Annotated in this window: 18 protein-coding genes; 9 read left to right on the top strand and 9 right to left on the bottom strand. The window is 67.3% G+C overall.

Annotation, left to right across the window (positions count from 1 at the left end; genetic code table 11):
• Nucleotides 1-48: 48 nt before the first annotated feature.
• The 5 genes from ACEVQ6_RS08705 to ACEVQ6_RS08685 all read right to left on the bottom strand — a co-directional run bounded on the left by ACEVQ6_RS08705 (nt 49) and on the right by ACEVQ6_RS08685 (nt 6,582).
• Entirely contained in the window at nt 49-849 is an 801-nt protein-coding gene (locus ACEVQ6_RS08705; RefSeq protein WP_374888541.1) for a M10 family metallopeptidase C-terminal domain-containing protein, read from the bottom strand.
• 136 nt (nt 850-985) lie between these two features.
• The gene (gene ppx / locus ACEVQ6_RS08700; protein WP_374888540.1) at nt 986-2,506 is read right to left on the bottom strand and encodes an exopolyphosphatase; all 1,521 of its coding nucleotides are present in this window, start codon (nt 2,504-2,506) and stop codon (nt 986-988) included.
• A gap of 13 nt (nt 2,507-2,519) precedes the next feature.
• Nucleotides 2,520-4,706 (bottom strand): RNA degradosome polyphosphate kinase, encoded by a 2,187-nt coding sequence (locus ACEVQ6_RS08695; RefSeq protein WP_374888539.1) that lies wholly within the window; start codon nt 4,704-4,706, stop codon nt 2,520-2,522.
• 69 nt (nt 4,707-4,775) lie between these two features.
• Nucleotides 4,776-5,453, bottom strand: a complete 678-nt coding sequence (gene hdaA, locus ACEVQ6_RS08690; RefSeq protein WP_374888538.1) for a DnaA regulatory inactivator HdaA — start codon at nt 5,451-5,453, stop codon at nt 4,776-4,778.
• Nucleotides 5,437-6,582 carry an AI-2E family transporter gene (locus ACEVQ6_RS08685; RefSeq protein WP_374888537.1) on the bottom strand — a complete coding sequence of 382 codons (1,146 nt, stop codon included), beginning with the start codon at nt 6,580-6,582 and terminating at the stop codon, nt 5,437-5,439. The genes hdaA and ACEVQ6_RS08685 overlap by 17 nt, the downstream gene beginning before the upstream one ends.
• A gap of 194 nt (nt 6,583-6,776) precedes the next feature.
• Between ACEVQ6_RS08685 and purM the strand changes: the two genes are divergently transcribed.
• Together purM and purN are read left to right on the top strand one after the other, a co-directional pair.
• Nucleotides 6,777-7,847 carry a phosphoribosylformylglycinamidine cyclo-ligase gene (purM, locus tag ACEVQ6_RS08680; RefSeq protein WP_374888536.1) on the top strand — a complete coding sequence of 357 codons (1,071 nt, stop codon included), beginning with the start codon at nt 6,777-6,779 and terminating at the stop codon, nt 7,845-7,847.
• Nucleotides 7,844-8,476 carry a phosphoribosylglycinamide formyltransferase gene (gene purN / locus ACEVQ6_RS08675; RefSeq protein WP_374888535.1) on the top strand — a complete coding sequence of 211 codons (633 nt, stop codon included), beginning with the start codon at nt 7,844-7,846 and terminating at the stop codon, nt 8,474-8,476. Before purM ends, purN begins: the two co-directional genes overlap by 4 nt.
• A gap of 250 nt (nt 8,477-8,726) precedes the next feature.
• On the opposite strand, the gene ACEVQ6_RS08670 is transcribed toward purN, so the two are convergent.
• From ACEVQ6_RS08670 to ACEVQ6_RS08660, 3 genes are all read right to left on the bottom strand, one after another.
• Nucleotides 8,727-9,551, bottom strand: a complete 825-nt coding sequence (locus ACEVQ6_RS08670; RefSeq protein ID WP_374888534.1) for an alpha/beta fold hydrolase — start codon at nt 9,549-9,551, stop codon at nt 8,727-8,729.
• A 61-nt stretch (nt 9,552-9,612) separates the two neighbouring features.
• Nucleotides 9,613-10,215: an NUDIX domain-containing protein gene (locus ACEVQ6_RS08665; RefSeq protein ID WP_374888533.1), complete on the bottom strand. Its 603-nt coding sequence runs from the start codon at nt 10,213-10,215 to the stop codon at nt 9,613-9,615.
• Complete coding sequence (locus ACEVQ6_RS08660; protein WP_374888590.1) at nt 10,212-12,407, bottom strand: molybdopterin-containing oxidoreductase family protein; 2,196 nt, start codon at nt 12,405-12,407, stop codon at nt 10,212-10,214. Before ACEVQ6_RS08660 ends, ACEVQ6_RS08665 begins: the two co-directional genes overlap by 4 nt.
• A gap of 70 nt (nt 12,408-12,477) precedes the next feature.
• Here ACEVQ6_RS08660 and ACEVQ6_RS08655 point away from each other — a divergent pair, with 70 nt between their 5' ends.
• Genes ACEVQ6_RS08655 through ACEVQ6_RS08635 form a run of 5 tightly spaced genes read left to right on the top strand, consistent with a single transcriptional unit; the run spans nt 12,478 to nt 15,748 of the window.
• Nucleotides 12,478-13,338 carry a 23S rRNA (adenine(2030)-N(6))-methyltransferase RlmJ gene (locus ACEVQ6_RS08655; protein ID WP_374888532.1) on the top strand — a complete coding sequence of 287 codons (861 nt, stop codon included), beginning with the start codon at nt 12,478-12,480 and terminating at the stop codon, nt 13,336-13,338.
• Nucleotides 13,339-13,391: 53 nt separating this feature from the next.
• Nucleotides 13,392-13,802, top strand: coding sequence for a hypothetical protein (locus ACEVQ6_RS08650; RefSeq protein ID WP_374888531.1), 411 nt, complete (start codon nt 13,392-13,394; stop codon nt 13,800-13,802).
• Between the two features lie 29 nt (nt 13,803-13,831).
• Nucleotides 13,832-14,587: a ribonuclease T2 family protein gene (locus ACEVQ6_RS08645; protein WP_374888589.1), complete on the top strand. Its 756-nt coding sequence runs from the start codon at nt 13,832-13,834 to the stop codon at nt 14,585-14,587.
• A gap of 29 nt (nt 14,588-14,616) precedes the next feature.
• Entirely contained in the window at nt 14,617-15,210 is a 594-nt protein-coding gene (locus ACEVQ6_RS08640) for a glutathione S-transferase (RefSeq protein WP_374888530.1), read from the top strand.
• 25 nt (nt 15,211-15,235) lie between these two features.
• Nucleotides 15,236-15,748 carry a GrpB family protein gene (locus ACEVQ6_RS08635; RefSeq protein WP_374888529.1) on the top strand — a complete coding sequence of 171 codons (513 nt, stop codon included), beginning with the start codon at nt 15,236-15,238 and terminating at the stop codon, nt 15,746-15,748.
• Nucleotides 15,749-15,839: 91 nt separating this feature from the next.
• Here the strand turns inward: ACEVQ6_RS08635 and ACEVQ6_RS08630 are convergent, their stop codons facing one another.
• Nucleotides 15,840-16,484, bottom strand: coding sequence for an outer membrane protein (locus tag ACEVQ6_RS08630; RefSeq protein WP_374888528.1), 645 nt, complete (start codon nt 16,482-16,484; stop codon nt 15,840-15,842).
• Between the two features lie 368 nt (nt 16,485-16,852).
• On the opposite strand from ACEVQ6_RS08630, the gene ACEVQ6_RS08625 reads away from it, so the two are divergent.
• Nucleotides 16,853-17,617, top strand: coding sequence for an SDR family oxidoreductase (locus ACEVQ6_RS08625; RefSeq protein ID WP_374888527.1), 765 nt, complete (start codon nt 16,853-16,855; stop codon nt 17,615-17,617).
• A complete protein-coding gene (uvrC, locus tag ACEVQ6_RS08620; protein ID WP_374888526.1) occupies nt 17,614-19,638 on the top strand; it encodes an excinuclease ABC subunit UvrC in 2,025 nt (674 codons plus the stop codon). The genes ACEVQ6_RS08625 and uvrC overlap by 4 nt, the downstream gene beginning before the upstream one ends.
• The last annotated feature ends 61 nt before the right edge of the window (nt 19,639-19,699 follow it).

Here is a 19,699-nt window from a genome sequence, read left to right as displayed (position 1 = left end):
GAGCGACGAGGCGTCGCCGCCGCCGTCCGACCCGATCCGGGGCTCGCCTCAGAAATCGAACAGGATGAAATCCTTCGCGGCGAGCGTGATCGCCTTGTCGAGGTGGATGGCGATGTCGGCCCGCTTGTCGCCGTTCGTGTCGCCATAGACAAAAGTGCCGGAGGCGGTCTTCTCGAAGCGCAACTCGCCCGCCGCTCCTGAAAACGCCTTCTGGCCGATGAAGGCGAAGGACTGGTCGCCGGAAAGCCGGATGTTGGCGTCGATCTCGGAGAGGTCGATCTGGTCGCGCTGCACGCGGCTGAAACCGTAGATCGTGTCCTGCCCCCGCGCGGCAAGCGTCGAATCGCGTGTCGATTCGAAGACGAAGGTGTCGGCGCCGGCGCCGCCATAGAGCTTGTCGGCGCCCGCGCCGCCGATCAGCTCGTCATTGCCGCCCTCGCCCTTCAGCGTGTCGTTGCCGCGCCCGCCGATCAGCACGTCGGCGCTGCGGGTGCCGGTGATCGTGTCGTTGCCGGCGGTGATGAGGTCGAGGAAATCATCGTCGTCGTCGTCGAAGATCGTGTCGGCGATCGCGGCCGCGGAAACGCGGATGCCGGAAATCTCCAGGCCGGTGACGCCGTTGGCGACGACCTTGAGGCCGGTCATCGTGCCGGCGGTCACGTCGACCAGCGATCCGCCCTGGGTCTTCACCTTGATGCCGCTGCCGGTGAACTGCGCGTAGTTCTTCGACGAGAAGCTCAGCTTGATCGAGGTGGACGAGACCGAGAAATCCGGCGCCTCCACCAGGGCGCCGAGACCGATATGGTCCATGTCGACACCGTTTCTGCTGCTCCAGACGATCTTGGCCATGCTGCCCTCCGATTCCCTTGACGCGCCGCGCCGGAGGTCCACGCTAGCGTAAAACGCGCATCGCGCAAGCTAGGAAGCAACCTTTTCGCCCCGCAAGTGACGGCGGGATGCCGTGCCCGGAGGGCGGGAGGCGTGCCTACTCGAAGACGAAGCCCATGCGCTTGCCCGTCAGCCGCGCGAGCTGCTGCAGGCGCCCGTCGATCCGCTCGCCGGCAAATCCTTCGCCCCCGGGCGGGACGACCACCTCGAGATCGAGGTCGGACGAAAGCGCCGGCCGGATCGACAGCCCCGGCACGATGCCGGGCATCGAGGCCGAAAACAGATAGGCGATGCGCAAGAGCCCGCCGAGCAGCTTGGCGCGCTCGATCAGCCGCGGCGTGGCGATCGCGGCGAGCACGCTGGTGTCGCCGCTGTCGTTCAGCCCCTCGTAGCGATAATAATTGGCGAGCGCGATATAGGCGCGGCCGGCATGGGTAATGCCGGAAAAGGTGCTGTGGGCGATGATGTTCAGCGCCTGCAGGCCGCGATAGTCGGGGTGGGCGCGCCAGCTGATGTCGGCGAGCAGGCAGGCGGCGCGGCGGTAGCGCGCCTCCTCCTCGGTTTCTTCCACGCCGAACCGGCCGATCATCCGGCCGCTCCATTCGGCAAGCTCCCGCGCATGCTCGGGCGAGCGGGCCCTGAGGATCGCCAGTTCTTCCGCAGCCGCGATCAGCGGATCGCGGGCGCGATCTTCCTCCGACAGCAGCGAATAGAGATAGCCCTCGCGCACGCCGAGGGCGGAGAAGGAAATGCGGGCCGGCCTCATCGCCGCGATCACTTCCTGCAGAAGCACGGCACCGAAGGGCAGCAGGCTGCGCCGGCTTTTCGAGATGGTCGCATAGGCCGGCGCCTTCGGGTCCTTCGGCTCGACCACCTCGGGCAGGAACGCCATCGCCTCGTCGAAGCCGACCTCGTAGCCCTGCATCATGTGCAGCGGATAGGCGGTCAGCTCCATATGCAGCTTGGCGATCGCGCGCCAGGTGCCGCCGACGGCGTAGAAGGTGCGCCCCTCGCCGCCCTTCAGGATGTCGGACTCCTTCAGGTAGCGCCGCACATAGCTGCGCGCCTTGGCGACGGAGCCGCCGCAATGTTCGGTCAATCGGATGCCGCCGAGCGGCAGGGTGATGCCGGTGCCGATGCGGCTGCCGGAGACGTCGACCAGTTCGAGCGATCCGCCGCCGAGATCGCCGGTGACGCCGTCGGGATCGTGATAGCCGCTGACGATGCCCATCGCGGAGAAATAGGCCTCCTCCTCGCCGGAGAGAACGCGCACGGGATGGCCGAGGATGCGTTCGGCCTCGCGAATGAAGGACGGGCCGTTCGAGGCGTCGCGGGCCGCCGCGGTCGCCAGCACGAAGACGCGCGAGGCACGCGCCTGGGAGGAGAGCGCGCGGAAGCGGCGGAGCGCCTTCAGGGCGCGCTCGACGCTGTCCTCGTCCATGCGCCCGGTCGCGTCGATGCCCTTGCCGAGCCCGCACATGACCTTCTCGTTGAAGAGCATCGCCGGCGTGCGGTTCAGCCCCTCGTAGATGACCAGCCGGACCGAGTTCGAACCGATGTCCACGACGGAGACGGGGGCAATGCCAGGAAGGCGGCCCTGGGCTTCAGACTCGACCATGACGTTCCAGTTTTCAGCTCTTGCGCCGGCGCTTCCAGCCGGCGATCACTTTGGGCGTGCTGTATTTCAGCGCCTCGCCGCGCCCCGAAAGGCTCGGATTGGTCATGAAATAATGCTGCGCGTTGAACGGCTCCGCATCCTGCGGCACGCTCAGGCGCCGTGACGTTCCGTCGGCGAGGATCTCGTAGCTCTGCTGGTTGTCGATAAGATTGCCCAGCATGATCTGCGACAGAACCTGTTCGTGCACGGTCTTGTTGGTCAGCGGCACGAGCGTCTCGACCCGCCGGTCCAGGTTGCGCGGCATCATGTCCGCCGAGCCGATATAGACGAGCGCCTTGTCGGAGGGAAGCCCGTGGCCGTTGCCGAAGCAGAAAATCCGGGAATGTTCGAGGAAGCGGCCGACGATCGACTTCACCCGGATGTTCTCCGACAGGCCCGGCACCTGGGGCCTCAGGCAGCAGATGCCGCGCACGACGAGGTCGACCTCGACGCCGGCGCGGCTGGCGCGGTAGAGCGCGTCGATGATGTCGGGATCGACCAGCGCGTTCATCTTCATCCAGATCGCGCCGGGCTTGCCCTGCTGGGCGAAGGCGGTCTCCTCCTCGATATGGCGCAGGATGCGCGGGCGCAGCGTGTGCGGCGAGACGGCGAGCTTCATCCCCGATTCCGGCTCGCCGTAACCGGTGATGAAGTTGAAGATGTTCGCCATGTCGTGGGCGATGTCGCGGTTGCAGGTGAAGAAGGAGAGGTCGGTATAGACCTTCGCCGTCACCGGATGGTAGTTGCCGGTGCCGAGATGGCAGTAGGAGCGCAGCCTGCCGTCCTCGCGGCGCACGACCAGCGACATCTTGGCATGGGTCTTCAGCTCGATGAAGCCGAAGACGACCTGCACGCCGGCCCGTTCGAGGTCGCGCGCCCAGCGGATGTTCGCCTCCTCGTCGAAGCGCGCCTTGAGCTCGACCAGCGCCGTCACCGACTTGCCCGATTCAGCCGCGTCGATCAGCGCGCGCACGATCGGGCTGTCGTTCGAGGTGCGGTAGAGCGTCTGCTTGATCGCCAGCACGTCCGGGTCGCGCGCCGCCTGCAGCAGGAACTGGACGACGACGTCGAAGGATTCGTAAGGATGGTGCACCACCATGTCCTTCTCGCGGATCGCGGCGAAACAGTCGCCGGCATGCTCGCGCACCCGCTCGGGGAAGCGGGCATTGTAGGGCTCGAAGCGCAGGTCGTCGCGCGGCGCCTTGACGATCTCGGAAAGCGTGTTCAGCGCGAGGAATCCCGGCAGCACCGCGACGCGGTTCTCCTGCACGTTCAGCTCCTCGACGACGAACTGGCGCAGCGACGCCGGCATTTCCGAATCGGTCTCGATGCGGATCACCGAGCCGCGCCGGCGCCGTTTCAAGGCCGTCTCGAAATAGCGGACGAGGTCTTCCGCCTCCTCCTCGAGCTCGATGTCGCTGTCGCGGATGATGCGGAACGTGCCGGAGCCCTGCACCCGGTAGCCGGGAAAGAGCCGGTCGATGAACAGGCTGACGACGTCCTCCAGCGTGATGTAGCGGATCGTCGTGCGCTGGTCCGGCAGCCGGACGAAACGCGGCAGCGCGACCGGCAGGCGAAGGAGCCCGGTCATCGGCTCCTTGCCGAGCTTGCTTGCGAGCTGCAATCCCATCGAGAAGCCGAGATTGGGAATGAAGGGAAACGGATGGGCCGGATCGATCGACAGCGGCGTCAGCACCGGGAAGATCGACTGGTCGAATTCGGTGGCGAGCCAGCTCTTGTCCTTGGCCGAGAGCGTCGACGGCCGGACGATCAGGATGTCCTCCTTGGCGAGATACTGCTGGAGCACGGCGAGGGCCGCCTGCTGCTCCATCTGCAGCGTGTCGATCTCCTTCAGGATATCACCGAGCTGCTCGGCCGGCGTCTTGCCGTCCGGGCTGCGGATGCCGATGTTCTGGCGGACCTGCGCCTCGAGGCCGGCGACGCGCACCATGAAGAACTCGTCGAGGTTCGTCGCCGAGATCGACAGGAACCGCACGCGCTCCAGCAGCGGATGGGTGGGGTTCAGCGCCTCCTCGAGCACGCGGCGGTTGAACTGGAGCCAGGAGAACTCCCGATTGATGAACCGCGCCGGGCTCGCCAGGATGTCCGTCTCCTCGATCTTCACCTCGGTCGGCTCGGCCGCCGGCGTCCCCGTATCCATATCGCTCCCGCCATTCGTCGTTCGAAATCGACCTGCGACTATTACACTTTTATGACAGGACGTTGACAGTCAATCGCTTTCGCCTCCGGCGCCCAGCACTTCGGCGGCAAGCGCGCGCGAGACGGGCGTGCCGCGGGCGAGCGCCAGCCGGTCGAGCCGCTCGACGAGGCTGTTTGCCGCCTCGAAGGAGCGCTCCATCCGCGCCGTCAGATAGGACAGCACGCGCGGATCGACGACGAGCTGCCGGTCGGCGAAGAGCTTGACCATGACGCCGGCGAGCGTCTCCTCGTCCGGCGGGCCGATCTCGGCGACCGTGACGGCCTTCAGCCGCGAGGCGAGATCCGGCAGGCGCACGTCCCAGGCGGCCGGCAGGCGGCGCGCGGTCATCAGCATGGAGGTCGCGTTCTCGCGCACGCTGTTGATCAGGTGGAACAGCATGTCGTCGGAAAAGCCGGCGCGCTCCGCATCCTCGACGAGAACCGGCCCTTCCGCCGCGCGCCCAGCGGCCGTGTCCGCGTCGGACGGCGTGAGCGCGCGCGCGCGGCTGCGCTCCCGCCAGATCGCGGCGAGATGCGACTTGCCCGAGCCCGGCGGCCCGACGAGCATGATCACCGGCGAGCGCCAGCGCGGCCAGGCGTCGACCAGCGCCAGCGCGTCCCGCATCCGGTCGAAGACGAGGAGATCGTCGCGGCCGCGGGCCGGGTCGTGCGGCAGGTCGAGCGGGATCTGTTCAGGCCTGATCGTCATGCGGGATGACCCTGGACGGGGTGCCGTCGAGATTGATCAGCGTGCGCGTGTCGCTGCCGTGGTAGAGGTCGCTTTCGAGGTAGCGCCTGATGCCGAAGCGCACGAGCACGCCGATGGCCGCTGCCGCCGGCACCGCGACCAGGAGGCCCACGAAGCCGAAGAGTGCGCCGAAGGCGAGAAGCGCGAACATCAGCCAGACCGGGTGCAGGCCGACGCTCTTGCCGACGAGCTTCGGCTGCAGGATGTTGCCCTCCAGGAACTGGCCCGAGAAGAAGATCGTGAGCACGATCCCGATCGAGATGTAGTCGGGCCAGAACTGCACCAGCGCCACGCCGAAGGCGAGGACGAGGCCGACCAGCGAGCCGACATAGGGGATGAAGCTGATCATGCCGGCGAAGAGCCCGATCACCAGGCCGAAGTTCAGGCCGGCGAAGGAGAGGCCTATGCCGTAATAGAGGCCGAGGATGATGCAGAGTGATCCCTGGCCGCGCACGAAGCCGGCGATCGTCGTGTCCATCTCGGCCGCGATCCGGCGCACCGTGCCGAGATGGTTGCGCGGGATCCAGCCGTCGACGGTGGCGACCATCCGGTCCCAGTCGAGCAGCAGGTAGAAGGCGACGACCGGGGTGACGATGAAGATCGAGATGATGTCGAGGAGCGCGAGGCCCGAATTCCAGAGCTGCTGGAACAGCGTGCCGAGCAGTCCGGCCCCCTGCCCCAGAATGCGGGCGGAGTTCTGCTTGATCGTGTCCATCTGCGAGGAGATCCAGTCCGGCACGACCTCGGCGTCGAAGCTCGTCAGAAGCTCCTGGAGCTTCGCCACGTAGTCGGGAAGCTTCTGGAAGAAATCCGAGGCCTGGCTGATCACCAGCGGAATGACGATCATCAGCGACAGGACGAAGAGGATGAGGAAGGCGACCAGGATCAGGCAGGTCGCCATCAGCCGCGACAGGCCGCGCCGCTCCAGCCAGTCGGCGACCGGATCGAGGAAATAGGCAAGCGCCATGCCGGCGATGAACGGCAGCAGGATCGAGCTGAACACCAGCAGAAACAGGACGAAGCCGATCAGCAGGGCGCACCAGAAAAGCACGTGACGCTTGACGACGGACGGATCGAATTCACGTGTCATGGCGTCCTGCCCGCTTTCCGTGGCCCGCGATACTTTCCTCAGGGAGATAGGGCGCCCGGCCGCCAAAGGTCAAGGGGCGCGTCCCCGCCCGGCAAAGCGGGGAAAATTGCGACGAAGCGCTTGCATTCGGCTTGCACTTGCTATCCCGCCATGCCAATCGCAGGATCACGACGGCGAGCCTATCGGAGACGGACATGAGCGAGAGCGGGCGCAACGGCCTCACCTACAGCGATGCGGGCGTGGACATCGACGCCGGAAACCTGCTCGTCGAGAAGATCAAGCCGATGGTGCGCTCCACGAGGCGTCCGGGCGCCGACGGCGAGATCGGCGGCTTCGGCGGCCTGTTCGACCTCAAGGCCGCGGGTTTCAAGGATCCGGTGCTGGTCGCGGCCAATGACGGCGTCGGCACCAAGCTGAAGATCGCCATCGACGCCGGCCGCCACGAGACCGTGGGCATCGACCTCGTCGCCATGTGCGTCAACGACCTCGTCGTGCAAGGGGCCGAACCCTTGTTCTTCCTCGACTATTTCGCCACCGGCAAGCTCGATCCCGAGCAGGGCGCGCTGATCGTCGGCGGAATCGCCGAGGGCTGCCGGCAGGCGGGCTGCGCGCTGATCGGCGGGGAGACGGCGGAAATGCCGGGCATGTATTCGGGCGGCGACTACGACCTCGCGGGTTTCGCCGTCGGCGCGGCCGAGCGCGGCGAACTGCTGCCGAAGGGCACGATCGCGGAAGGCGACGTCATCCTGGCGCTCGCCTCCTCCGGCGTCCATTCGAACGGCTACTCGCTGGTGCGCAGGATCGTTGCGCTTTCGGGCCTTGCCTGGGACGCGCCAGCGCCCTTCGGCGAGGGCACGCTCGCCGAGCGGCTGCTGGTGCCGACGCGGATCTACGTCAGGCCGCTGCTCGCCGCGATCCGCGAGACCGGCGCGGTCAAGGCGCTCGCCCACATCACCGGCGGCGGCTTTCCGGAAAACATCCCCCGCGTCCTGCCGAAGCATCTCGCCGCAGAGATCGACCTTGACGCCGTCGCCGTGCCGCCGGTCTTCTCCTGGCTGGCAAAGGCCGGGGGCGTCGCGCCGACCGAGATGCTGCGCACCTTCAACTGCGGCGTCGGCATGATCGCCGTCGTCGCGCCCGAAAGTGCCGCGGAGGTGGTGGAGGTTCTGACCCGCGAAGGCGAGACGGTGTTCGAACTCGGCCGCATGGTCGCCCGCGCCGAGGGCGCGGCCGGCACCGTCTACAGGGGAACGCTCGCCCTATGACGGCGGACGGCACGAGGAAACGCGTCGTCGTCTTCATCTCTGGCGGCGGCTCGAACATGCTGGCGCTGGCGAAGGCGGCGGAAGCAGACGGCTTTCCCGCCGAGATCGTCGCGGTCTTCTGCGACAAGGCGGAGGCGGGCGGCCTCGCCAAGGCGGAGGCGCTCGGCATCCCGACCTTCACCTTCTCCCGGCGCGACCATGCCGACAAGGCCGCCCACGAGGCGGCGATCCTCGCCGCGCTCGACACGCTCGCGCCCGACCTCATCTGCCTTGCCGGCTACATGCGGCTGCTGAGCGGGCATTTCATCAGCCGCTACGAGGGTCGCATCCTCAACATCCATCCCTCGCTGCTTCCGCTTTTCCCCGGCCTCCACACCCACCGGCGCGCCATCGACGCCGGCATGAAGATCGCCGGCTGCTCGGTGCATGTGGTCACGGAAGGAATGGACGAGGGTCCGATCGTCGCCCAGGGCGCCGTGCCGGTCATGGCCGGCGACACCGCCGAGACACTCGCCGCGCGGGTGCTGACCGTGGAGCACCGGCTCTATGCCGCAGCACTCGCGGCCTATCTCACCGGAAGCGGCAGTGTCGCGACCCAAGGCGGAGCGACGCTGCTTTCCTTTGGCTGACGTGCCATCCGACCGGAGCGAAACGACAATCGGGAGGATGATGCCTCAACGCAACGCGTTCGGGGGATCGTTCTGATCCCAGCGGGCCAACCCGCCCTATCCTTTTGTTTTTTCCGCATTGTCCGACGCCGAAGCGATCCCGCTTCGGCTGGAAATGCTCTGGATCGCGGGACGCGCGCTCCCTCCGTTCCGATCGAATCGTCCTTCGCCGAAGCGACGTGGCTTTCGGCGAAGCGCGTCCGACGCTGCATCAGGATTTGAGGAAATCCAGAAGGTCGCTCGCCAGCCGATCCTTGTGGGTCGCCTGCAGCCCGTGCGGTGCGCCGTCATATTCGATCAGCGTCGCACCGGAGAGGATGCCGGCGGCGGCCGCGCGGGCCGAGGCGTCGATCGGCACGGTCTTGTCGCCCGTCCCGTGGATGATCAGCGTCGGTACGCGGAACGAGGCGAGGTCGCCGCGGAAATCGGTGGTGGCGAAGGCCTCGGCGCAGGCGAGCGTCGGTCTCAGACCGGCGTGCATCGATTGGTCGACGGACCAGTCGATCACCTCGCCGCTGACGGCGCGGTCGAACAGGCCGACACCGTAGAAATCCTTGAAGAAGCCGGCGAAGAAATGCGCCCTGTCTTCCTTGATTCCGTCGGCGATGCCGTCGAAGACTGACTGGGGCGTGCCCTCGGGATTGTCGGTTGTCTTCAGCATATAGGGCACGACCGAGGCGACAAGCCCGGCCTTGACGATGCCGGCGCCGCCATGGCGGGACATGTAGCGGGCGACCTCGCCGCCGCCCATCGAGAAGCCGATCAGCGCCGCGTCACCGGCGCCGGTCGCGGCGATGACGTCGGCAAGGTCATCGGCGAGCGTGTCGTAGTCGTAGCCGTTCCACGGCTGGTCGGAGCGCCCGAAACCGCGGCGGTCATAGGCGATGGTGCGAAATCCCTCGTTCGCCGCGACATGGGCGAAGTCGTCCCAGCTGTCGGCGCTGAGCGGCCAGCCGTGCAGGAGGATCACCGGACGCCCCTCGCCCCAGTCCTTGACATAGAGTTCGGTGCGGTCGCGGGTCTTGATCCGGGTCATGGGCGTGTCCTTTCGTTGACACGCCAGAAACGGGACCCGCCCGCGATTGTTCCTGCCTTTGTCAGGCGAGGCGCCCCGATTCGAGCATCGCGCGGTTCAGCGCCGCCCATTGCAGGAGCATGATCGTCTTGGCATCGGCGATGCCGCCGGTCCCGATCATCGAGAGCGCCGCGTCCAGCGTGAGTTCGACGATCTCGATGTCCTCGTCCTCCGATGCGAGACCGCCGCCCGGCGCGACGCGATCGGCGGCATCGACGGTCGCGGCGAAGAAATGCACCTTTTCCATGAAGCCGCCCGGCGACATGAAGGAGGAGAACAGAGGGCGGATGTCGCGCACGCGGTAACCCGTCTCCTCCATCACCTCGCGGCGGATGCCGGCCTCGGGATCGTCGCCGTCGAGGAGGCCCGCCGGCGTTTCGAGGAGATAGCCGTCATGGCCGTTGAGATAGGCCGGCAGGCGGAACTGGCGGACGAAGACGACGAGGCCGCGCGCCGGATCGTAGAGCAGGATCGAGGCGGCGTTGTCGCGCTCGACGATCTCGCGCACCAGGGTCAGCCGCCGGCCGTCGAGCGCGGTATGGGAAAGGGTGATCTTGCGCAGCGTGTAGAACCGCTTCGACAGGATCTCCGTCGAGAGGATCTCGATATCGTCGCGGTCGCTCATGCCCCGTCCCTCGCCAGACCGTCCCTCGCCAGACTGTCCCCCACGAGCCCGTCTTTCGCGAGCCAGACGCGGTTGTCGTGGAAGGCCGCGCCGCCATAGGGCGCGACGGCGTCGGCGCCGGTGAGCACGTTGATGCCCTCGCCGTCGAGATGGGCGGAATTCGGCCACAGTCCCTCGGCGATGACGACGCCGCGCCGCGCGCCGCCGCCGATCGCGGCGTGGAGCCGCACGCTGCCGCGCCCGTTGCCGAGGCGGACGACGTCACCCGCCGCAATCCCGAGCGCCGCCGCATCCTCGGCATGGATCATCACCTCGGGACGCCCCTCCTTCTTCAGCGAGGACGGCGTCTCGGCGAAGGTGGAGTTGAGGAAGGAGCGGGCCGGCGAGGTCGCGAGCCGGAACGGATGCTCGGCATCGGCGACCTCGATCAGGTCGACCTGATCGGGGAACTCCGGCAGCGCCTGATGCGGGCCGAGGGCTCCGAGCGAGGCCGGCGGGCGGTTCGGCGCGGGCGTTCCAGTCCAGTCGGCGCGGAAGCGGAATTTCCCGTCCGGATGGCCGAAGCCGTGGACGAAATGCGCCGTGTCGAAATCCGGCTGCACGTCGAGCCAGCGGGCCTCCTTCAGCGCCTCGTAGCCGATGCCGTAATGGACGAGGATGCGGTCGACATGGTCGCGCTCGGTAAGGCCGAAGCCCGGCCGGTCGGCGACGCCGAGGCGTTTGGCCAGTTCCTCGATGACGAAGAGATTGGTGCGCACGGTCGATGGCGGCTCGACCAGTTTCGGCCCGAGCAGGATGTGCTGGTGGCCGCCGCCGCGATAGAGGTCGTCATGCTCGAGGAACATCGTCGCCGGCAGCACGAGGTCGGCGAGCTTGGCCGTGTCGGTCATGAAATGCTCGTGCACGGCGGTGAAGAGGTCGGCCCGGGCGAAGCCTTCCCGCACCAGCCGCTGTTCCGGCGCGACGTTGACGGGGTTGGTGTTCTGCACCAGCATCGCCGTCACCGGCCCGCGCCCGCGCAAGGCCTCGCGGTCGCCGGTCAGCACCCGGCCGATCTGCGACTGGTCGAGCACGCGCACCGACGGATCGGCGAGCGCCGTGCCCGTCAGTTCGCGCTTGTCGAAGCGGAAGATGTCGTTGTTCGAGTGGAAGGCGCCGCCGCCCTCGTGCTGCCATGCGCCGAGCACGGTCGGCACGCAGGCGGCCGCGTGCATCGACACGGCGCCGTTGCGGCTGCGGGTAAAACCGTAGCCGAGGCGGAAATAGCTGCGCGGCGTCGTGCCGACGAGGCGGGCGAAGGCCTCGATCTCGTCGACGGAAAGCCCGGTGATGGCGGCGGCCCAGTCCGGCCCGCGGGTCAGGAGATGCGCCTCCAGCCCCGCCGGATCGTCGGCGTGGCGTGCCAGATAGGGCCGGTCGGCGTAACCGTCGCGGAAGGCAATGTGCATGACGGCGCAGGCGAGCGCGGCATCGGTGCCGGGCTTCAGCACCAGCCCCATATCGGCCTGGCGCATCGTCGGCGTGTCGTAGACGTCGATGACGACAATCTTCGCGCCGCGCTGCTTCTTCGCCGCGACCGCATGGGTCATGACGTTGACCTGGGTCGACACCGGATTGGTGCCCCAGATCACCACGCAGTCGGATTTCGCCATTTCGCGCGGGTCGGGGCCGCGCAGCGACCCGGTCGCCATGGCGAAGCCGGTCCAGGCCATGTTGGTGCAGATCGAGCCGAAGAAGCCGGAATAGCGTTTCGCATGGCGCAGCCGGTCGATCGAATCGCGCTGTACCTGCCCCATCGTGCCGGCATAGAAATAGGGCCAGACGGCTTCCGAGCCCTGCGCCTGCTCGGCCTGGACGAACTTTTCCGCAATCAGGTCTAGCGCGTCGACCCAACCGATCTCGGCCCAGTCGCCGCCGCCCTTCCCGCCCCTGCGGACGAGAGGCTTCAGCAGCCGGTCGGGATGGTAGATCCGCTCGGTGTAGCGCGCGACCTTGGCGCAGATGACGCCGGCCGTGTACGTGTTGTCGGCCGACCCGCGCAGCCGGCCGATGCGCCCTTCCGCGTCGATCTCGACGTCGAGCGCACAGGCGGAGGGACAGTCGTGCGGACAGACGGAATGGCCGGTGCGCGGGCGGCGGGCGGATTCGGCGCGGAGGGGGGTCGCAACGTTCATGGCTTTTGTATAAGCCATCGCGGCAAGGGCGGAAAAGCGCCATTCCGCACCCATGACAACAATTCATCGGACCGATCGCGAGATGTGAATGAACTATCGCCACGCCTATCACGCAGGGAATTTCGCCGACGTGCTGAAACATGCGGTGCTGGCGCGGCTCGTCACCTATCTCCGGCAGAAGGACAAGGCCTTCCGCGTGCTCGACACCCATGCCGGCACCGGCCTCTACGACCTTTCCTCCGAAGAAGCGCAGAAGACCGGCGAATGGCGGGACGGCATCGGCCGGCTGATGGCGACGCCGATGCCGGCGGAGATCGCGGCGCTGCTCGATCCCTACCTGTCGGTGATCCGCGCCTTGAACCCCGACGGGGCCCTGCGGTTTTATCCCGGCTCGCCGAAACTCTGCCGGGCGCTGATGCGCCGGCAGGACCGGCTCTCGGCGATGGAACTCCATCCGGACGACCAAGACGTTCTGCACCGCCTGTTCGACGGCGATATCCAGACGCGGGTGACGGCGCTCGACGGCTGGCTGGCGCTCGGCGCCCATTTGCCGCCGAAGGAGAAGCGCGGCCTCGTGCTCGTCGATCCCCCCTTCGAGATCGAGGGGGAATATGACCGCCTCGTCGAAGGGCTCGCCAAGGGCTGGCGCCGCTTTCCGGGCGGCACCTACTGCCTGTGGTATCCGCTGAAGCGCGGCGCGCCGATCGCGGCCTTCCACGAGAGGCTGAAGGCGCTTGAGATCCCCAAAATGCTCTGCATCGAGCTTTCCGTGATGAGCGACCGCGAGACGACCGGGCTCAACGGCTCCGGCCTCATCGTCGTCAATCCGCCTTTCACGCTGAAAGACGAGATGAAACGCCTGCTCCCCGCCCTCAAACAGGTGCTGGCCCGGGACCGATTTGCCGCAACGCGGCTTTTCTGGCTCGCCGGAGAGACGAGCGCCCCTTGACGGACGCCGCCGCCGCACCACACTCTCGCCATAATGCAGCACGGGAGTTGTTCATGAAACGGACGATCGCCACTCTTTTCGCCCTCGCCGGCCTTGCAGGCGGCGCCGAGGCGGCGGACTACGCCTCTTACGAAACGGCGAGCGCCTGCGCCAACACAGGCGTTCTCACCCATATCACCCAGCGGTTCGACGAGCGCGCCCTCACCTACCTGAAGGCGCCGATCGCCATTGCAGAGATCCGCCACATGAGCCTCAACCGCCTCGAACTGCGCGATGCGACCCATCCGGTCGAACGCGAATATTGCCAGGCGACGGCGCTGACCTCGGACGGCCAGCATCGCACGCTCTGGTATTTGATCGAGCGCAACTGGGGCTTTGCCGGCATGGGCGAGAACGTCGAATTCTGCCTGAGCGGCCTCGATCCCTGGCATGTCTACGGCGCCCATTGCAAGTCGCTGCGGTGAGGCAAGGCCTACGCGCGGCCGCAACCGCGATGGTCGCCGCGCTGGCGCTGTCGTCCTGCGGCGGCGAGGAGACGCGGGAGACCGGCGCGCCATCGGACCGGCCGGCCGGCACGGTCGAGCAGCGCCCGGGCAAGGCGGCACGCGACGAGGCGCGCCCGTCGCGCGAAGAAGCCGGGCGCGACAGGCGCGAGCCTGCGGGCACCGCGCCGCGCGGCTCCGGCTTCGATTTCTACGTTCTGTCGCTCTCCTGGTCGCCGACCTGGTGCGGCGCCAACGACCCGGACGGCGAGACGCGACAATGCCGGCGCGGCAGCCGCAACGGCTTCATCGTGCACGGCCTCTGGCCGCAGAACGAGCGCGGCTATCCGGAATTCTGCCGCTCGCGCGATCCGGACCGCGTGCCGGAGGCGCTCGGCCGCCAGTTTCTCGACATCATCCCGTCCATGGGGCTGATCGGCCACCAGTGGCGCAAGCACGGCTCCTGCTCCGGCCTGTCGCAGCGCGACTATTTCACCGTCCTGCGCCGGGCGCATGAGCGGATCGCCCTGCCGCCCGCGCTCGCGTCTGTCGCGAAGGCGCGGGACGCCTCGGTCGCCGACATCGAGACCGCGATGGTCGCCGCCAATCCCGGCCTCACGCGCGACGGGATCGCGGTCACCTGCGCGGGCAGGCTGATCGAGGAGATCCGCGTCTGCCTCGACAGGGACCTGAATTTCCGTGCCTGCCGCGAGGTCGACCGCAGCGGCTGCCGCCTGACGTCGGTCGGCATTCCGCCGGTCCGCTGATCCCCTCTTTGAAACCTCAGAGCCTTGTGATGAAGATCTTCTACTCCCCCGCCTCGCCCTATTCCAACAAGGTCCGCATGGCCGCGCACCATTGCGGGCTTGCGGCGCAAAGCGTGCTGACGGAGACGAGCGCCAGCCCGCCGGAGCTGATCGCCGCCAATCCGCTCGGCAAGATCCCGGTTCTCGTCACCGAGGACGGCAGCGCGATCTACGACAGCCGCGCCATCATGCGCTTCATCGACCGGGAGACGGGCGGCCGGCTCTATGCCGGCACCGAAACCGCGACGCCAACGGACATCGACGTGGTGGAGGCGCTCTGCGACGGCATTTGCGACAGCCTGCTCTCGATCGTCTACGAGCGCCGCACGCGACCGCCGGAGAGGCAGCACCAGCCCTGGATCGACCGGCAATGGGCAAAGGTCGTGCGGGCGCTCGACCATCTCGAGGCGAACATCCCGCAGGCCGGCCCCGATCTCCATGCCGGCCATTTCGCCCTCGCCGCCATGCTGCGCTACATCGAGCTGCGCTTCGCCGGTACCTGGCAGGAAGGACGGCCGCGCCTTGCCGCCTGGCCCGGAGCTTTCGAGGCGCATTTCCCTGCCTATCCGTCCTTCTACGCCTGACGCCGCGAAGCCTCAGGGGAAGCCCATGCCGAGCCGCGTCGAGATCGTCGCCGCCGATCCCGACTGGCCGGCGCATTTCGCCCGCATCGCGGCCGATCTGCGATCCCTGATCGGCGGCAGCATCATCACGATCGACCATATCGGCAGCACCGCCGTTCCCGGCATGCCGGCGAAGCCGGTCATCGACATCGACGTGACGGTCGGCACCCTTGAAGACATTGCGGCCGCGGGCGAGGCGCTGGTGGCGACCGGATATGCCCCGCGCGGCAACCGCCACGACGACGGCATGTGGGCATTTCTCGATGCGAGCGCGACACCGGGCGTGCGGGTCTATCTTTTCCGCCCCGGCAACCGGACGCATCAGCGGCGCCTGGTCTTTCGCGACAGGATGCGCGCCGATCCCGTTGCGGCCCGCGCCTATGCGGAGCTGAAACAGGCGCTCGCGCGTGCCTTTCCCTATGACGGCGACCGCTACACGCAGGAAAAGCGGGTGTTCATCGATGCCGTGGTCGACGGGGCTGCGCCACCGGCGGACTGACGCTGGGCCTGTCGTCGGTGCCGCGGGAAAACGGAAAAGGGCAGGAAGCGATCGCTCCCTGCCCTCCTGACGATCGCCGATGAAGGCGGTCTTAGAACTTGACGCCGACGCCGACGCGGACGCTGTGCTCGTCGAAGCCCGACGAGAACTTGCCGCTGTCAAGGTTGAAGTCCTTCTTGCCGTAGTCGGTGTAGCGATACTCGACGCGGGCGGTGATGTTGTCGGTGACCTTGGTTTCGGCACCGGCACCGGCCGTCCAGCCGAGCAGCGTGTTCTTGTCGGACGAGGTCGCGTCCTTCATCTTGGCGCTGGTCGCGGCGAGACCGGCGGTACCATAGACGAGGACCGGATCCATGTCGTAGCCGACGCGGCCACGGATCGAGCCGTTCACGCCCTGCTTGAACTCCCGGGCACCGCCGTTCGAGGTGGCGTCGACGCCGGAATAGCCGAGGTCGGCTTCACCGCCATAGACGATCTGGCCGTTCTGCATGTTGTAGCCGCCGTAGACGCCGCCGCCGAAGCCGGCCGCGGTGTTGCCGCTCGTCCACTTGCCCTTGCCGTGCTGCCAGCTGGCCGTGCCGCCGACATAGGCGCCCGACCAGTCGCTGCCGGCCGGCTGGGTGTAGTCGGCCGCCGGAGCAGCCGGGATTTCGTCGATCGCATCGGCAGCCGAAGCAGCCGAGAACGACAGGGCCAGTGCGGCCGATGCCATCAGGCTCGTGATCAGAGTACGCATACTATTCTCCTTCATTGAACGATGCCCCCGCCCGGTTGAAGGCGCGGTCTCGGACATCGGTAAATATTGAATCAAACCCGCCCGGTGACTGAAGAAATGATCCTGGAATGCGGATTCTCAAGAGCCAAAATGTGAAATTTCCGAGGCAACAGCGTGTCCGAAACGAGACGTTGCTTTACGGCAACAGGATGATTTTTAACCATATTTCAGTATTTACTGATTGTTTACCACGATCGGCCGCGTTTTCTCGATTTCCGCAATTTCCGTTCATTCTTCCGAAGGGATTGATGCGGGGTCACGGCTTGCAACATCCACGCCACCTGTTGCACCGTAAAGGACGCGGTGAAGCGGATGGAGATGACGGCGGAGTGACACGTCCCAGGAAGACAGCCCTCGTGACGGGGGGAGCGCGGCGCATCGGCAGGGCGATCGTCGAGGATCTCGCCGCGCACGGCTTCGCCGTGGCGATCCATGCGCACCGCTCGCTCGACGAGGCCGAGGCGCTCGCCGCGACGCTCCGCCGGTCGGGCGCAACCGCGGTGGCGCTTGCCGCCGATCTTGCCGATCCGGACGCCTGCGCGCGGCTGCTGCCGGCGGCGGCGGCGGCGCTCGGCCCCGTCGGACTGCTCGTCAACAATGCCTCCGTGTTCCTGAAGGACAGTCTCGAAACGCTCAACGGTGGCACCTGGGACGCCCATTTCGACGTGCATGTCCGCGCGCCCTCGCTGCTCGCCCGCGATTTCGCCGCGGCACTTGGCGACGACCAGTCCGGCCTGATCGTCAACCTCGTCGACCAGCGGGTGCTGGCTCCCAATCCGCGATTCTATTCCTATATGTTGTCCAAGGCGGCGCTCTGGATGGCGACGCAGACCATGGCCCAGGCGCTGGCGCCGCGGATCAGGGTCTGCGCCATCGGCCCCGGGCCGACGCTGCCGAACGACCGGCAGAACCGGGCCGACTTCGAGGCGCAGGTGGCCGCCGTCCTGTTGAAGAGGGGACCGGATCTCGCCGAATTCGGGCGCACGATCCGTTTTCTGTTCGACACGCCGTCGATCACCGGGCAAATGATCGCGCTCGACGGCGGCCAGCATCTCGCCTGGGAGACGCCGGACATCATGGAGATCGTGGAATGATTGGTCGCGTGCCGGCCGAGGGCGGCATCCTTTACGACGAGGAGACCGACGACGAGGAAGGCTTCGACGAGACCTCCGGCGAGGCGGAGGCGCCCGCGCGCGCCGCCATCGACTGGGCGGAGCCCGAACGCGACGCCGGCGGCCTGACCGGCGCCGAACTGATCCAGGCCTTCGTCCGGCATCTCCCGAACGCGCCGGGCGTCTACCGCATGACCAATGCGGCCGGCGACGTGCTCTATGTCGGCAAGGCGCGCAGCCTGAAGAAGCGCGTGACCAATTATGCGCAAGGGCGCGGCCACTCGAACCGGATCACACGGATGATCCGCGAGACCGCGCATATGGAATTCGTCGTCACCCGCACCGAGATCGAGGCGCTGCTGCTCGAGGCGAACCTGATCAAGCGGCTGCGGCCGCGCTACAACGTGCTCCTGCGCGACGACAAGTCGTTCCCCTATATCCTCGTCACCGGTGACAGCCGGGCGCCCGCACTCTACAAGCATCGCGGGGCGCGGGCGAAGAAGGGCGATTATTTCGGCCCTTTCGCCTCGGCCGGCGCCGTCGGGCGGACGATCAACTCGCTGCAGCGCGCCTTCCTGCTGCGCACCTGCACCGACAGCGTCTTCGAGAGCCGCACGCGGCCCTGCCTGCTGCACCAGATCAAGCGCTGCGCCGCGCCCTGCACCCACGAGGTCAGCGACGCCGACTACGGCCGGCTGGTCGGCGAGGCGAAGGACTTCCTCTCCGGCCGCAGCCAGGCGGTGAAGACCGCCATCGCCGGGGCGATGAGCACGGCGGCGGAGGAACTCGACTTCGAGCGCGCCGCGATCTATCGCGACCGGCTTGCGGCGCTCTCCCACGTGCAGAGCCACCAGGGCATCAACCCCGCCGGCGTCGAGGAGGCGGACGTCTTCGCCATCCATCACGAAGGCGGCATCTCCTGCATCCAGGTGTTTTTCTTCCGCACCGGACAGAACTGGGGCAACCGCGCCTATTTTCCGAAGGCCGATCCCTCGCTCTCCCCGGCCGAGATCCTCAGTGCCTTCCTCGCCCAGTTCTATGACGACAAGCCCTGCCCCCGGCAGATCCTGATCTGCGAACCGGTCGAGGAACAGGCGCTGCTCGCCGAGGCGCTGAGCGAGAAATCGGCGCACAAGGTGGCGATCCTCGTGCCGCAGCGGGGCGAGAAGAAGGACCTTGTCGACCATGCGATGGCGAACGCCCGCGAGGCGCATGGCCGCAAGCTCGCCGAGACGGCCTCGCAGGCCCGCCTCCTCGAAGGCTTCGCCGCGACGTTCAAGCTCGAACGCGTGCCGCGCCGCATCGAGATCTACGACAATTCCCACATCATGGGCACGAATGCCGTCGGCGGCATGGTCGTCGCCGGCCCGGAAGGCTTCGTCAAGAACCAGTACCGCAAGTTCAACATCCGCTCGACCGAGATCACCCCCGGCGACGACTTCGGCATGATGCGCGAGGTGATGACGCGGCGCTTCTCGCGGCTCGTCAAGGAGGAAGGCAAGCCGGACCGCAGCGTGGAACCGGCCGAGGACGCCGGCTTTCCCGCCTGGCCCGACGTGATCCTGATCGATGGCGGCCAGGGGCAGATGACGGCGGTGCGCGCGATCCTGAAGGACCTCGACATCGAGGACTGCGTCACCGCGATCGGCGTCGCCAAGGGCGCCGACCGCGAGGCCGGCCGCGAGCGCTTCTTCACGCCCAGCGACAGTTTCACCCTGCCGCCGCGCGACCCCGTGCTCTATTTCGTCCAGCGCCTGCGCGACGAGGCGCACCGCTTCGCCATCGGCTCGCACCGTGCGCGGCGGAAGAAGGAGATGGTGAAGAACCCGCTCGACGAGATCGCCGGCATCGGCCCGACGCGCAAGCGCGCGCTGCTCCACCATTTCGGCACCGCCAAGGCCGTGTCGCGCGCCGGCTTCAACGACCTCATCGCCGTCGACGGCATTTCCGAGACGGTGGCGCGGCTGGTCTACAATCATTTCCACGAGGACGGCGCGAAATAGGCGGCGTCCGTCGCGCGCTTCATTCCCGGTTCAGCCGATCTCTGTCACAATTCGGCCCGGC

Source organism: Ensifer soli, from assembly GCF_041928815.1.
GTDB lineage: Bacteria > Pseudomonadota > Alphaproteobacteria > Rhizobiales > Rhizobiaceae > JBHFEI01.
The sequence above is the reverse complement of the archived record's forward strand: the minus strand, read 5'-3'. Positions and strand labels throughout refer to the sequence as shown.